We start from the raw sequence: 12,385 nt of genomic DNA on the forward strand, positions 1-12,385 counted from the left end.
GGGGTGGGCGATGACGCTCCGAAGCGCTACCGTCCCTCTCCTCGGGTGAATATTGCCCGTGGAGAGGGACGCCGTCTTTGGGTGCGGTCGGGCCGGTCATCCCTGCCGTAGACACGGGAAGGTGGGACCGTGCCCAAGCGGGTTGGACGCGCTCCGGTGGTGCTCGACCCAGCGCGTCCGCAGAACGGCGACATGGCGCTGGACGGCATCGCGCTGCCCGAGGCGCCCACGCTCCTGTGCGACCCCAAGGGCGTCGTCATGCGGGCCAGCCCCGCCGCGGTGGAGCTGACGAAGGTCCGCTCCGCCGACGACCTCGTCGGCCGGTCCCTCGGCGAGCTGCTGCTGGGCGGACCCGGCGACCTGCGCCTGCACCAGGCCGACGGCGCGCTCGTGCCGGTCCGGGTGGTGCGCACGCACGTGCCCGGCACCGGCCTGCACGCCGTGCTGCTGGTCGACGTCTCCGACCTGGCGCAGGCCGCCGAGGACCTGCGCGACGAGCAGCGCAGGCTGCGCACCGTGCAACGGGTCGCGCAGATCGGCTCGTGGGAGTACGACCCGGACACCGGCGTCACGGTCTGGTCCGAGTCGCACTACGAGATGATGGGCGTGCGGCCCGGCGAGGTGGTGCCCGGCGCGCAGGCCGTGCTGGACGTCGTGCACCCCGACGACTACGAGATGGTCGCCAGCTACTGGGCCAACCGGGCGCTCGACGGCAGCCCGATCGACATCGTCTACCGGATCATCCTGCCCGACGGTGAGCAGCGCTGGATCCGGGGCGTGGCCGAGGCGAAGCTGAGATCGGACGGCCGGACCCAGTTCATCACCGGCTACATCCGCGACATCACCGACCAGCGGCGGTCCGACCGCGCCCTGGAGACCGAGCGCGCCCGGCTGCTGGAGGCGCAGCGCATCGCGCGCATGGGCAGCTGGAGCTTCGACGTCGAGTCCGGCGCCCTGCACCGCAGCGAGGTGCTGCTGGAGATGTACGCCGAGCTGGGCGTCGAGCCCAACGCCCGGTTGCTCGCCGTGCACCCGGACGACCGGCCCGCCCTGGAGAGCCTGATGCAGCGGGCGCAGGACGGCAGCACGGTCGAGGTCGAGGTGCGCAGCGAGGACGGCGACCGCGTCTACGTGTGCCGGGCGCGGGCCGAGTTCGACGGCGACAAGGTCGGCAGGCTGCACGGCACCGTCCAGGACGTCACCGAGGCCCGCGCGCTGGAGCGCCAGCTCCGCGACGACCGCCGCAGGCTCGCCGACGCGCAGAAGGCCGCGCAGCTCGGCGTCTGGGAGTGGAACCTGCAGACCGGCGACGTGGTGTGGTCGGACATGCTGGCCGAGCTGTTCGGCGTGCCGCGCGAGGAGCACACCCGCTACCAGACCTACCTCGACCTCGTGCACCCCGACGACCGCGCCTGGGTGGACGACCTGTGGCAGCAGCTGGCCACCGAGGAGGTGCCGATCCAGCTGGAGCACCGGATCGTGCGCCGCGACGGCCGGCAGCGCGTGTTCCGCTGCTACGGCGTGGTCGTGAAGGGCACGGACGGCTTGCCGCTCGCGGTCGGCACGGCGCAGGACATCACCGAGCAGCGCGCCGCCGAGACCAGGATGAAGCGGTCCAGCCAGCGCTTCGCGGACCTGGTGTCCCTGACGCCGGTCGGCATCGGCCTGTTCGACGAGGGCGAGCGGCTGGTCGACGCCAACGACGCCCTGTGCGACCTGCTCGGCATGGACCTGGAGCAGCTGCGCGGGATGACCGCGAGCATGCTCACCCACCCGGACGACGACACCCGGCTGCCGTCGATCGACGAGATGTCCGCGCCGGACGCCGAGCGCACCCACAAGATCCCGCAGCGCATCCTGGTCCGCCGCGACGGCGTGCAGGTGTACTGCGAGCTGCACATCGCGTTGTCCGTGCAGGACGACGGCCGCCGGTTCTGGCTGATCGTGTTCCAGGACATCACCGAGCGCCGCCGCACGGCCGAGGCGTTGCGGCACCAGGCCACGCACGACGAGCTGACCGGCCTGCCGAACCGGGCGCTGGTCAAGGAGATGCTGGGCGAGCTGCTGGCCTCGCCGGACCGGTCGAAGGTCGCCGTGCTGTTCTGCGACATCGACAACTTCAAGCGGGTCAACGACTCGCTCGGCCACGACGCGGGCGACGAGCTGCTGGTGGCGCTGGCCCGGCGGCTGGAGGGCGGCCTCCCGGACGGTTGCACGGCGGCCCGCCTGTCCGGCGACGAGTACGTGATCATCTGCGAGAACCTGGACGCGGTCGGCGGCGTGGACGCGCTGGCCACGCGGGTCGCCGGGCTGCTGCGCACCGCGGTGCCGGTGCACGGGCAGCTGGTCCGCGTGTCGGCGTCGATCGGCGCGGCCGTGCCGAACGGCTCCCGCGCCACCGGCAACGACCTGCTGCGCTTCGCCGACGCGGCGATGTTCGAGGCCAAGCGGGCCGGCGCGGGCCGGGTGTCGCTGGCCAGCGCGGCGCTGATCGCCTCGGCCGACCGGCAGGTGCACCTGGAGGGCCAGCTGCGGGAGGCGTTGCAGCACGACGGGTTGGCGCTGCACTTCCAGCCGGTGGTGGGCGTGGACGGCGTGGTGCAGACCGCGGAGGCGCTGGTGCGCTGGCCGCACCCGGACCGCGGGCTGCTGCCGCCGGACGTCTTCCTGCCGGTGGCCGAGCAGGGCGACCTGATGCGCGAGCTGGACCGGTGGGTGCTGCGGACCGCGCTGAAGGAGGCCTCGACCTGGCCCGAGCCGGGCGGCAAGCCGGTGTCCGTGGCGGTGAACCTGGCCGGGCTGGTGCCGGGCGACCCGGAGTTCGCCGACATCGTGGCCGACGCCATCGCCGAGGCGGGCATCCCGTGGGACCGGGTGGTGCTGGAGCTGGTGGAGACGGCGCTGGTCGACCTGCCGTCCCGGGTGCGCCAGACGATGGACGAGCTGGTGGAGCGGGGCATCCGGTTCGCCGTGGACGACTTCGGCACCGGCTACTCGTCGCTGGCCCGGCTCAAGGACCTGCCCGCGCAGATCATCAAGGTCGACCGCCGGTTCGTCTCCGGCCTGGGCAAGGACCCGTCGGACTTCGCCGTCGCCAAGGCGGTGGTCGACATGGCCCGCGCGATGGACCGCAGGTGCGTGGCGGAGGGCGTGGAGACCGCGACGCAGTTCCAGGTGCTGCGCGGCATCGGCGTGGACACCTACCAGGGCTGGCTGTTCTCGCGTCCCGTGCCGCCCAAGGAGTTCCGCGCGGTGCTCGCCCTCGGTCCGCTGCACATCCCCCGCGCCGGTTGATCGGCGGTACTCCCGTCGCGATGGACGACACGACGTCAAGGGCTGACCGGTGAACCCGGAACGGATGATCGCCGACCTCGAGACCAGGGCACGGCACCTGGCCGAGCGGTCCCGCGAGCTGCGGGACCGCATCCGGCGCGCGCAGGCCACGCAGCGGTCCCCGGACGGCGCGGTGACGGCGACCGTCGCGCCGAACGGGTCGTTGCGGCACATCGAGTTCTCGCCGGACGCCGGGCGGCTCTCGCACGCCCGGCTCGGCGAGGTCGTGATGGACACCGTGCGGCGCGCGCAGGAGCAGGCCGCGCGGCAGGCGGCGGCGGTCGTCGAGCCGCAGTTCGGCGGCACGGCGGCGATGGACTTCCTGACCGCCGCGGTCCCGCCGGCGCCGGCCGCGGACGCCGCTGACGACGACCTGCCCCTGCCGCGGAGCCTGTGGGCGCCCGAGGACGAGCCGGGGTCGGCGCACCGGTGACCGGGTTCCCCGTGCTGGAGCTGACCGGGTCGGCGCCGGACACGCTCGAGGCCGACCTCGCCGTGCCGGGCGCGGACGCCGACCCGCTGGGCCTGCTGGCCGCGGCCGGGCTCGGGTGGCTGGTCGAGCACGTCGACTTCCTGCGCGAGCCGCTGGACTGGCTGGCGGGCCACGGCGACCGGTTCGAGGACGCGGTCGCCACCTGGAGGCAGGTCGCCACCACGTTGGACGGCATCGCGCGGCGGCGGTCGGGCGGCGGCCGGCTCACCGCGGAGATCGCCGGGATGAGCAGGCTGTGCGCGGACGTCGCGGCGCACGTGGCCGAGGTCGGCGCGATCACCGCCGCCATCCGCGGCGTGTTCCGCGACGTGGTCGCGTTGTTCGTCCAGGAGGTCTTCGGCAACGCCGCGGTGGCGCTCGCGGCGTCGGAGGTCACGTCGGGCGGCTCGCTGCCCGAGTTCGCCGCGTGGGCGGTCGGGCGCGGCGCGGTCGTGCTGGACCGGATCAGCCGGCGGTCGGCGGACCTCGTGCGCGTGGTGGCGCGGATCCTGGCCGCGCTGAAGGCGTTGTTCGGCAAGGCGCGCGACATGCTCGAGGCCATCACGCGCCTCGGCGGGTGAGTCCCCCGGTCAGCCCCGCGGTCCCCGGCCGGCCGGCGACAGGCCCGAGCCGACCCGGCTCGGCCCGGGGCCGAAGTGCACGACGGCCAGCACCGAGATCGCGACCAGGCCCCAGCGCACACCGGGCACAGGAGCAGCACGGCGAGCACGAGCGCCGGCACCGGCAGGACGAACGAGACCGCGCTGAGCACCCCGAAGCTGCGGCAACCGCGAGGCAACGGCGGTCGGGGCGGACGCGGTTGACCGGGGTAGGGCGGTTGGCCGGCCAACGGCTGCTGACCCGGGAACGGCTGACCGGAGTACTGCCGCGGACCCGGCTGCTGACGACCGCGGCCCGCCCGGCGCGGTTCGCCGCAACCCGGCAGAAACCTCCTCCCCGAACACCGCGCCCGAACGTTCCTACTGGGACGCCGAGTCTTGGGACGCCGAGGCGCGGACCAGCGGCAGCAGCTCGGCGATCCGGTGCCGGGGCAGGTCGATCAACCGCAGCTCCAGGTCTTCGTGCTCGCCGATCCGCTCCCGCGCCTCCCGCTTGGTCAGCGCGCCGCGCGTGGCCGCGACCAACGCCTCGCGCCACACGTTGCCGAGCTTGCCGTGCGCGCGCGTGAGCACCTCCCGCACGGTCAGCCCGCCGACGTCCAGCGTGCCCGCGAGCACCTGGTCCGCCACCACGACGCAGTGCTTGCCGTCCGGTGTGGACCGCAGGAACCGGAGCGCGAACCTGGTGTCCACCAACGACCTCAGCTCCTGCTGACCCGCCGCGGACGACACGTTCGGGTGGTTGTTGGGGACGAGCGCCGCCATCCGGCCGGGCGAGCACGCCAGCAGGGTCCGCAGCAGCCACGGACCCGGGTCGCCGGACAGGTCCACCGCCAACGACGCCGCGCCCTTGCCGATCGGGTCGGCCCACCCCGGCGCGCGCGGCTTCGGCGGCGGCGAGGACTCCGGCCGCGGCGCGAGGTCGACCAGGGCGGCCAGCGCCGTCGAACCCGGCCCGGTCGCCTCCACCGACTGCGGACCGTGCGTGTAGATGGCGGTCTTCGCCGACGTGGGCGACACCGAACGGCGTGACGTGGGCCGGCACACGTACAGGTCGGCCGCGCTGCCGATGGCCTGCGCGCCGTCGAACCGGTGGAAGGCGGGCAGGACCGCCTCGAACACCAGGCCCAGCCGCTGGAGCTCCTGCTGCACCTTCAGCCCCAGCGCGGGCGTCCGGTCGCTGAACCCGTACGCGAGCAGCACCCGTCCCCGACCGAGGTCGGCGAGGCACTCGACCGCCCGCGCGGCGAACAGCGCCATGCCCTCCGGCGTGTACGGCGGGTCGCTGAACACCAGGTCCGCCGACTCCAGCACGGCGGGCGGCAGGCCGAACCGGAAGTCCGCGTGCACCGTCCGCACCGACCACCCGCGTGCGGCGGCACGGGTGGAGATGAACTCCAGCAGCCGGTCGTCCACGTCCACCACGACGACCTCGACGTCCGGGTTCACCGCGCACACCGCGAGCGACGTCAGGTCGTGGTCGCCGAGGCACAGCAGCGTGCGCCCGGCCAGGTCGTAGGTCGTGTCCAACCACAACGCGCGCTTCAGCGCCGTCTCCGCGGTCGCCTGCACGTGGTCCAGCGCGGCCAGGGGCGGCGGCACGTCCGCGATGTCGGCCAGGATCGACCGCAGGTGCTCGCCGTGCCGGGACACCAGCGCGTCCACCGGGTCCACCAGATCGTCACCGGTGGCGAACTCCGCGTAGTCGGCGGCCTTGGCCGGCGCGAGCCGGAACCGGTCGCGACTGGACTCGAGGTCGTCGCCGACCGCGGTCAGCAGCTCCTGCACGGTGCGCCGGGGCACGGCGGGAAGCCGAACCAATTCGGCGAGCGTGTGCCAGTCACCGGCCAGCAGGTCGACCACGCGCCGCAGCTTGCGGGCGTGCGGGCCGCGTTCAGCGAGGAGCGCTCGCACCATTTCGGTTGCCACAACCGGTGCACCCTACTGACCGGATGGTGAAACGCCGTGCCACGGTCCGACTGAAGGGCTAGGGTCGTTCGACGCTTGATACCCATCGGCAGGAGGATCCACGGGTGATCGAGTTCCGCGACGTGACCAAGCGGTTCGACGACGGGACCACCGCGGTGAACGGCCTGGACCTCGTGGTCGAGGCGGGCACGATCACCGTCTTCGTCGGACCGTCCGGGTGCGGCAAGACCACGTCCCTGCGCATGGTGAACCGGATGATCGACCCCACGTCGGGCACCGTCCTGGTGGACGGCAAGGACGTGCTGGAGGTGGACCCGCCCACGCTGCGGCGCGGCATCGGGTACGTGATCCAGCAGGCGGGCCTGTTCCCGCACCGGACCGTGCTGGACAACGTGGCCACGGTGCCGTTGCTCATCGGCTGGACGCGCCGCAAGGCCAGGGCGCGCGCCGCCGAGCTGCTGGAGCTGGTCGGCCTGCCCGCCGAGCTGGGCCACCGCTACCCGGTGCAGCTGTCGGGCGGCCAGCAGCAGCGCGTCGGCGTGGCGCGGGCGTTGGCCGCGGACCCGCCGGTGCTGCTGATGGACGAGCCGTTCAGCGCGGTCGACCCGGTGGTGCGCGAGGGGTTGCAGGACGAGCTGCTGCGGCTTCAGGCCGAGTTGGACAAGACCATCGTGTTCGTGACGCACGACATCGACGAGGCCATCCGGATCGGCGACAAGGTCGCGGTGATGCGCACCGGAGGTTTCCTCGCCCAGTACGCGCCGCCCGCCGAGCTGCTGACCCGGCCCGCGGACGACTTCGTGGCGAGCTTCGTCGGCAAGGACCGCGGCTACCGCAGCCTGTCCTTTGTGGACTCCTCGGGGGTCGAGGTGGCCGAGGTGCCCACGGTCGTCGAGGGCGCCGACGCCGGGTCCTCTTCGGACTGGCGGCTCGTGGTGGACGCCGAGGAGCGCCCCCAGGGCTGGGTCGCGCCGGACTCGTCGGTCGTGCCGGGCGGCTCGCTGTACGAGGTGGGCGCGTCGATCCGGGGCGCGCTGGACGCCGCGTTGTCCTCGCCGTCCGGGCTGGGCGTCGCCGTGCGCGGTGACGGGCGGCTGGCCGGCGTGGTGACCGCGCGCCAGGTGCTGGACGTGATCGAGAGCCGCCGTGGGTGACATCCCGAAGTACCTCAGCAACGCGGGCACCAGGGCGGCGCTGCTGGACATGCTGCTCGACCACGTCTACCTGTCGCTGGTGCCGCTGGTCGTGTCGGTGGCGCTGGCGATCGTGCTCGGGCTGCTGTGCCACCGGTTCCGGCAGGTCAACGCGGCGCTGATCGGGATCTCGAACATCGTGTACACCATCCCGTCCCTGGCGCTGTTCGCGATCATCCCGGCGGTCATCGGCACGCAGGTGCTCGACCCGGTCAACGTGATCCTCGCGTTGACCGTCTACACGACCGCGCTGCTGGTCCGGCCGGTCGCCGAGGCGCTGGCCGCGGTGCCCGCCCACGTGACCGCCGCGGCGACCGCGATGGGCTTCCGGCCGCTGCGCCGGTTCCTGACCGTGGAGCTGCCGCTGGCCGTGCCGGTGCTGGCCGCCGGCGTGCGGGTCGGGTCGGTGAGCAACATCAGCCTGGTCAGCGTCGGCGCGTTGATCGGCACGGGCGGCCTCGGCACGTTGTTCACCGACGGTTTCCGGCAGCGGTACCTGGCGCCGATCATCATCGGCATCGTGCTCACGCTGGTGCTGGCGCTGGTGGTCGACCTGCTGCTGGTGCTGCTGCGCAACCGGTTGACGCCGTGGGTGCGGGCGGGTGGTGCGCCGTGATCTTCGCGGACGCGTTCGGCTGGCTGGTCGACCCGGTCAACTGGTCGGGCGGCAAGTCGATCCCGGTGCGGGTCGGCATCCACCTGCTGTACTGCCTGGGCGCGGTGCTCGGCGCCGCGCTGATCGCCGTGCCGCTCGGCCTGTACGTCGGGCACACCGGGCGTGGCGGGGTGGTGCTCGTCGGCGGCAGCAACGCGCTGCGGGCGTTGCCGACGCTCGGCCTGGTGACGTTCCTGTACCTGGTCGCGGGCGGCGGCACGACCGGTGTCCTCATCGGTCTGGTCGTGCTGGCCGTGCCGCCCATCCTGGCCGGCGCCTACGCCGGCATCCAGGACGTGGACCGCGGTGTGGTCGACGCGGCGAGCGGCATGGGCATGACCGGCGCGCAGCGGCTGTGGCGGGTCGAGGTGCCCAACGCCCTGCCGCTGCTCGTGGGTGGTCTGCGCAACGCCATGTTGCAGGTCGTCGCGACCGCTTCGGTGGCGGCGTACGTGGGTATCGAGACGTTGGGACGTCCACTGCTGGACGGCCTGCGGGTGTTGGACTACGGCCAGTTCGTCGGCGGGGCGATCCTGATCGCGCTGCTCGCGGTCGTGCTGGACGTGGTGCTCGCGGGCCTGGGCAGGTTGGTCGTGCCCGCGGGTTTGAGGCTGTCGGCCAAGGCTCGTCGCGCGGGAAGTCCGAAGGCGCGGTCGGGCGGGTCGCAGTCGAGGCGTCGGGGAGAGCCGGCGCCGGTCGAGTCTGGAGGAAGCACGGCATGAAGCGCACGTTGGCCGTTGTCGTCGCGGCGACCGCCCTGGTCGTCTCCGCGTGCGGGTCCAAAGAGGACCTGGGCGGGAGCGGCCAGCAGGCCGCGTCGGGTGAGGTCGTGGTCGGTTCGGCCGACTTCACCGAGAACAAGATCCTGGCCGAGATCTACGCCGGTGCGCTGAAGACGACCGGCGCGACGGTGACGGTGAAGTCCGGCATCGGAGCGCGCGAGCTGGTCGTGAAGGCGTTGCAGGACAAGTCGCTCGGCGTGGTGCCGGAGTACACGGGCAACCTGCTCAACTACTTCGACAAGACCAACACCACCACCGAGGCCGAGGAGGTCTTCACGGCGCTGAAGGGCAAGACGCCGTCGGGCCTCGAGGTGCTGGAGAAGTCGGACGCGGAGGACAAGGACGTCCTGGTGGTCACCAAGGCCACCGCGGACGGCGGCGTGAAGTCGATCGCCGACCTCGGCTCCGGCAAGTACGCGCTGGGCGCGGCGGGCGAGTGGGCGCAGCGCTGGGAGGCCAAGATCGTCGAGCTGTACGGGGTCAAGTTCACCGAGATCAAGACCACCGACGCGGGCGGCCCGATCACCGTGGACGCGCTGAAGGCCGGCACCGTGCAGGTGGCGAACCTCTACACCACGTCGGCGGACATCAAGGCGAACGACTTCGTGGAGCTGGAAGACCCGAAGGTGATGTACCCGGCGCAGAACATCGTGCCGCTGCTGCGGTCCGACGCGATCGACGCGAAGGGCAAGGACGCGCTGAACAAGGTGTCCGCCGCCCTGACCACGGAGAAGCTGGCCGACCTGGTCAAGCGCGTCGACGTGGACAAGGAGACCATCGCCAACGTCGCCGCCGACTTCCTCAAGTCCGTCACCCTCTGAGCCACCACAACGGACCCGGAACCCTCCCACCCAGGCCCGATTTGACATGGGTTCGGGTGCCTTAGGCTGGTCGAAGCCGGCAGGCCTGGCGGACGCTCTTCCCCGCCGGGCCTGCCGGCTTTGGCCTGCCTGGGGTGCCCGTAAGGGCCCCATGTCACATCGAGCCGAACGCACTCCGCCTCACCCACCCACCCAACCCCGCCCCAACCCCTCTCAGCCCCGCCCTCTCAGCCCCGCCCCCCGATCCTCCCGGTCAACTCCTCCGCCGCCCGCCTCGCCTCCACCGCCAACTCCGGCCACGTCTCACCGCACTCGGTGTCGCACAGGTGCCGGAACGTCACCGTGATCGCCGCGATCGGCCGCTCCCCGTGGTCGAAGACGGCCGCCGCGACCGACGCGAAGCCGGCTGTCACGTACCCGTCCTCCACCGCCCACCCGCGCCTGCGCTCGACGGCCAGCAGCCGGCGCAACGCGGGCAGGTCGTGCGGCCCCCGCCCGGTCCGGTCCACGAACGGGCCCGGGAACAGTGCCCTGACCTGCGCCGGGGGCAGCCGCCCCAGCATCGCCCGTCCCGACGCGGTCAGGTGGGCCGGTAGCCGCACGCCGACGTCGGACACGATCGTGGTCGGCCGGCGGGGTTGCTCGCGCACCAGGTACAGCGCCTCCGCGCCGTGCAGCACGCCCAGGTGCGCGGTCCGCCCGACCTCGTCCACCAACCGCCGCAGCACGGGCCGCGCCAACCGCTCCAGCGGGTCGTGCCGCAGGTAGGCCGAGCCGAGCTCGAACGCCGCCACGCCCAGCCCGTACCGCCGCTCTTCGGGGAAGTGGGTGGCGAACCCGGCCGCGGTCAGCTCCGCCAGCAGGTGGTAGGTCGTCGACCTGGGCAGACCCAGCTCCCGCGCGACCGCCGCCGCGGACAGCGGCCCCGGCCTGCCGGCGAGCAGGCGCAGCACCGCGAGCCCCCGGCGCAACGCCGGCACGTCGCTGCTGCCTCCCACGGAACCCATTCTCAACAAAACCGCGTCGGGGCGCATTGGAGGGGTATGAGCACCGGCTTCGAGGAGTTCGCCGCGGCACAGGTGACCCCGCTGCTGCGCTACGCCACCGTGCTGACCGGAGATCCGCACCTGGCTCAGGACGTGGTCCAGGAGGTCCTGATCCGGGCGCAGCAGAAGTGGGCGCGCATCGGCTCGGTCGAGCTGCCGGCCGCGTACCTCAAGCGGATGGTGACCAACGAGTACCTCGGTTGGCGCCGCCGCTTGAAGGCGCACCTGCCCCTGACGGGCGTGGACCCGCCCCTGCCCGACCCCGCCGACCGCTACGACGAGCGGGAGGCGATGCTCCAGCGCATCGACCGGCTCCCGCGCAAGCAGAAGGCCGCCGTCGTCCTCCGCTACTACGAGGGCTGCGACGACGCCGAGATCGCCGCCGTCCTGGGGTGCGCCCAGGTCACGGTCCGCAGCCACATCTCTCGCGCGCTGGCCGTCCTGCGCGCCGACGATCGCGTGAGGCAGTCACTGTGAACGACACCACCGACACGAACGACATCACCGAAACCCTGATCACCGACGCCCTGAGCCACCGGGCTGAGCGCACGCCGCCGCCGGGGGCGGTGCTCGCCGCCCTGCGCCGGCCGCGGCGGGCGCGCAAGCCGCTGCTGCTGGTGCTCGCCGCCGCCGGCACGACGGCCGCCGCGGCGGCGCTGGTGGTGACCACCGTGAACGGGACGGCCGTCGACCAGGTCGCGCCCGCCCAGCGGCTCACCACCACGTCCGCGCCCGCTCCCGTCCCGGTCGCCGACGTGCCCACCCGGGCCTTGGACTACCGGCCGGGGGTGATGCTCGACGGGTACGCCGAGCGGGAGCGCATCATCGGCGCGTGGGGCACGGCCCGCCTCTACGCGCCCGGTTCGACGGACCCCGGCTCGCCGCTGGTCCGCTTCGGCGTCCTCACCTCCATCGCCGGTGACGTGGGTCCGAAGGTCGAGGACGCGCCGGTCGGCGACCGCACGACGGTGGGCGGCGTGCCGGCGGCCTGGTTCGGTGACAACCTGTACTGGAACGCCACCCCCGATCGCGTGCTCAGCGTCAGCTTGGAGAACGTGACGGGCGTCGACGTCCGGGCGCAGGTGCGGCGGATCGCCGACTCCGTCGTGGCCGACCCCACGTCGATGCGCATCCCGTTCTCGCTGAACGACTACCCGTACGTCGTGGTGAAGGGTCCGAGCGCGGCCGACTGGACGATCGCCGGCACGAGCCACTTCGACAACGTCAGGTACGAGGTGGAGCTCCTGCGGACCGCCGAGGCGCCGGCCGGTTCCACCCCCACCACCGTGGCCGGCCGGCCCGCGCACTACTCCGCCGACGGGTTCGGCCTGCTCGCCGTCCAGCTCGCGCCGAACTCGCAGGTGCGCGTGAGGCCGAGCGAGTTCGAAACCCTCGACGGCAAGCCCGTGCCGCCCGGCCTGCACACGGAGCACGCCTCGGTCGAGGTGCTGGCGCGGGTGGCGGAGGCCCTGGCGGTGGACACCGACCCGGACGTGGCCTGGATCGGCACGCCGTAGTCCGTCCCGCGAACCGG

General features: G+C 73.1%; 11 protein-coding genes. 9 read left to right on the plus strand and 2 right to left on the minus strand.

The genetic code is table 11. The annotated features are described in order from the left end of the window. Positions 1 to 129: 129 nt before the first annotated feature. From EDD40_RS27995 to EDD40_RS28005, 3 genes are read left to right on the plus strand one after another with little or no spacing between them, the layout of a single operon-like run. Positions 130 to 3,294: a sensor domain-containing protein gene (locus tag EDD40_RS27995; RefSeq protein WP_123745564.1), complete on the plus strand. Its 3,165-nt coding sequence runs from the start codon at positions 130 to 132 to the stop codon at positions 3,292 to 3,294. 49 nt (positions 3,295 to 3,343) lie between these two features. Continuing rightward, a complete protein-coding gene (locus EDD40_RS28000) occupies positions 3,344 to 3,766 on the plus strand; it encodes a YbaB/EbfC family nucleoid-associated protein (protein WP_123745565.1) in 423 nt (140 codons plus the stop codon). After that, a complete protein-coding gene (locus tag EDD40_RS28005) occupies positions 3,763 to 4,386 on the plus strand; it encodes a hypothetical protein (RefSeq protein ID WP_123745566.1) in 624 nt (207 codons plus the stop codon). The genes EDD40_RS28000 and EDD40_RS28005 overlap by 4 nt, the downstream gene beginning before the upstream one ends. A gap of 399 nt (positions 4,387 to 4,785) precedes the next feature. On the opposite strand, the gene EDD40_RS28010 is transcribed toward EDD40_RS28005, so the two are convergent. Continuing rightward, positions 4,786 to 6,342 (minus strand): bis-aminopropyl spermidine synthase family protein, encoded by a 1,557-nt coding sequence (locus EDD40_RS28010; protein WP_123745567.1) that lies wholly within the window; start codon positions 6,340 to 6,342, stop codon positions 4,786 to 4,788. A gap of 116 nt (positions 6,343 to 6,458) precedes the next feature. Here EDD40_RS28010 and EDD40_RS28015 point away from each other — a divergent pair, with 116 nt between their 5' ends. The 4 genes from EDD40_RS28015 to EDD40_RS28030 are packed head-to-tail and all read left to right on the plus strand — an operon-like array spanning position 6,459 to position 9,805. Beyond that, positions 6,459 to 7,508, plus strand: coding sequence for an ABC transporter ATP-binding protein (locus EDD40_RS28015; RefSeq protein WP_123745568.1), 1,050 nt, complete (start codon positions 6,459 to 6,461; stop codon positions 7,506 to 7,508). Between the two features lie 49 nt (positions 7,509 to 7,557). Next, entirely contained in the window at positions 7,558 to 8,163 is a 606-nt protein-coding gene (locus EDD40_RS28020; protein WP_170185464.1) for an ABC transporter permease, read from the plus strand. Next, positions 8,163 to 8,924: an ABC transporter permease gene (locus EDD40_RS28025; RefSeq protein ID WP_425471355.1), complete on the plus strand. Its 762-nt coding sequence runs from the start codon at positions 8,163 to 8,165 to the stop codon at positions 8,922 to 8,924. The genes EDD40_RS28020 and EDD40_RS28025 overlap by 1 nt, the downstream gene beginning before the upstream one ends. Further along, on the plus strand, positions 8,921 to 9,805 hold the full coding sequence (locus EDD40_RS28030) for an ABC transporter substrate-binding protein (protein WP_123745570.1): 885 nt from the start codon (positions 8,921 to 8,923) through the stop codon (positions 9,803 to 9,805). Before EDD40_RS28025 ends, EDD40_RS28030 begins: the two co-directional genes overlap by 4 nt. 227 nt (positions 9,806 to 10,032) lie before the next feature. On the opposite strand, the gene EDD40_RS28035 is transcribed toward EDD40_RS28030, so the two are convergent. After that, positions 10,033 to 10,803, minus strand: coding sequence for an IclR family transcriptional regulator (locus tag EDD40_RS28035; protein WP_123748336.1), 771 nt, complete (start codon positions 10,801 to 10,803; stop codon positions 10,033 to 10,035). A gap of 45 nt (positions 10,804 to 10,848) precedes the next feature. On the opposite strand from EDD40_RS28035, the gene EDD40_RS28040 reads away from it, so the two are divergent. Further along, positions 10,849 to 11,328 (plus strand): SigE family RNA polymerase sigma factor, encoded by a 480-nt coding sequence (locus tag EDD40_RS28040; RefSeq protein ID WP_123745571.1) that lies wholly within the window; start codon positions 10,849 to 10,851, stop codon positions 11,326 to 11,328. Then, positions 11,325 to 12,368: a hypothetical protein gene (locus EDD40_RS28045; RefSeq protein WP_123745572.1), complete on the plus strand. Its 1,044-nt coding sequence runs from the start codon at positions 11,325 to 11,327 to the stop codon at positions 12,366 to 12,368. Before EDD40_RS28040 ends, EDD40_RS28045 begins: the two co-directional genes overlap by 4 nt. Positions 12,369 to 12,385: the final 17 nt, after the last annotated feature.

The organism is Saccharothrix texasensis (assembly GCF_003752005.1).
Classification (GTDB): Bacteria; Actinomycetota; Actinomycetes; order Mycobacteriales; family Pseudonocardiaceae; genus Actinosynnema; species Actinosynnema texasense.

What these genes read in the sequence shown, in the direction of transcription:
- EDD40_RS28010 (WP_123745567.1), bottom strand. Translation starts at nt 6,342, where the DNA reads ATGGTGCGAGCGCTCCTCGCTGAACGCGGCCCGCACGCCCGCAAGCTG.
- EDD40_RS28040 (WP_123745571.1), top strand. Translation starts at nt 10,849, where the DNA reads ATGAGCACCGGCTTCGAGGAGTTCGCCGCGGCACAGGTGACCCCGCTG.
- EDD40_RS28020 (WP_170185464.1), top strand. Translation starts at nt 7,558, where the DNA reads ATGCTGCTCGACCACGTCTACCTGTCGCTGGTGCCGCTGGTCGTGTCG.
- EDD40_RS28030 (WP_123745570.1), top strand. Translation starts at nt 8,921, where the DNA reads ATGAAGCGCACGTTGGCCGTTGTCGTCGCGGCGACCGCCCTGGTCGTC.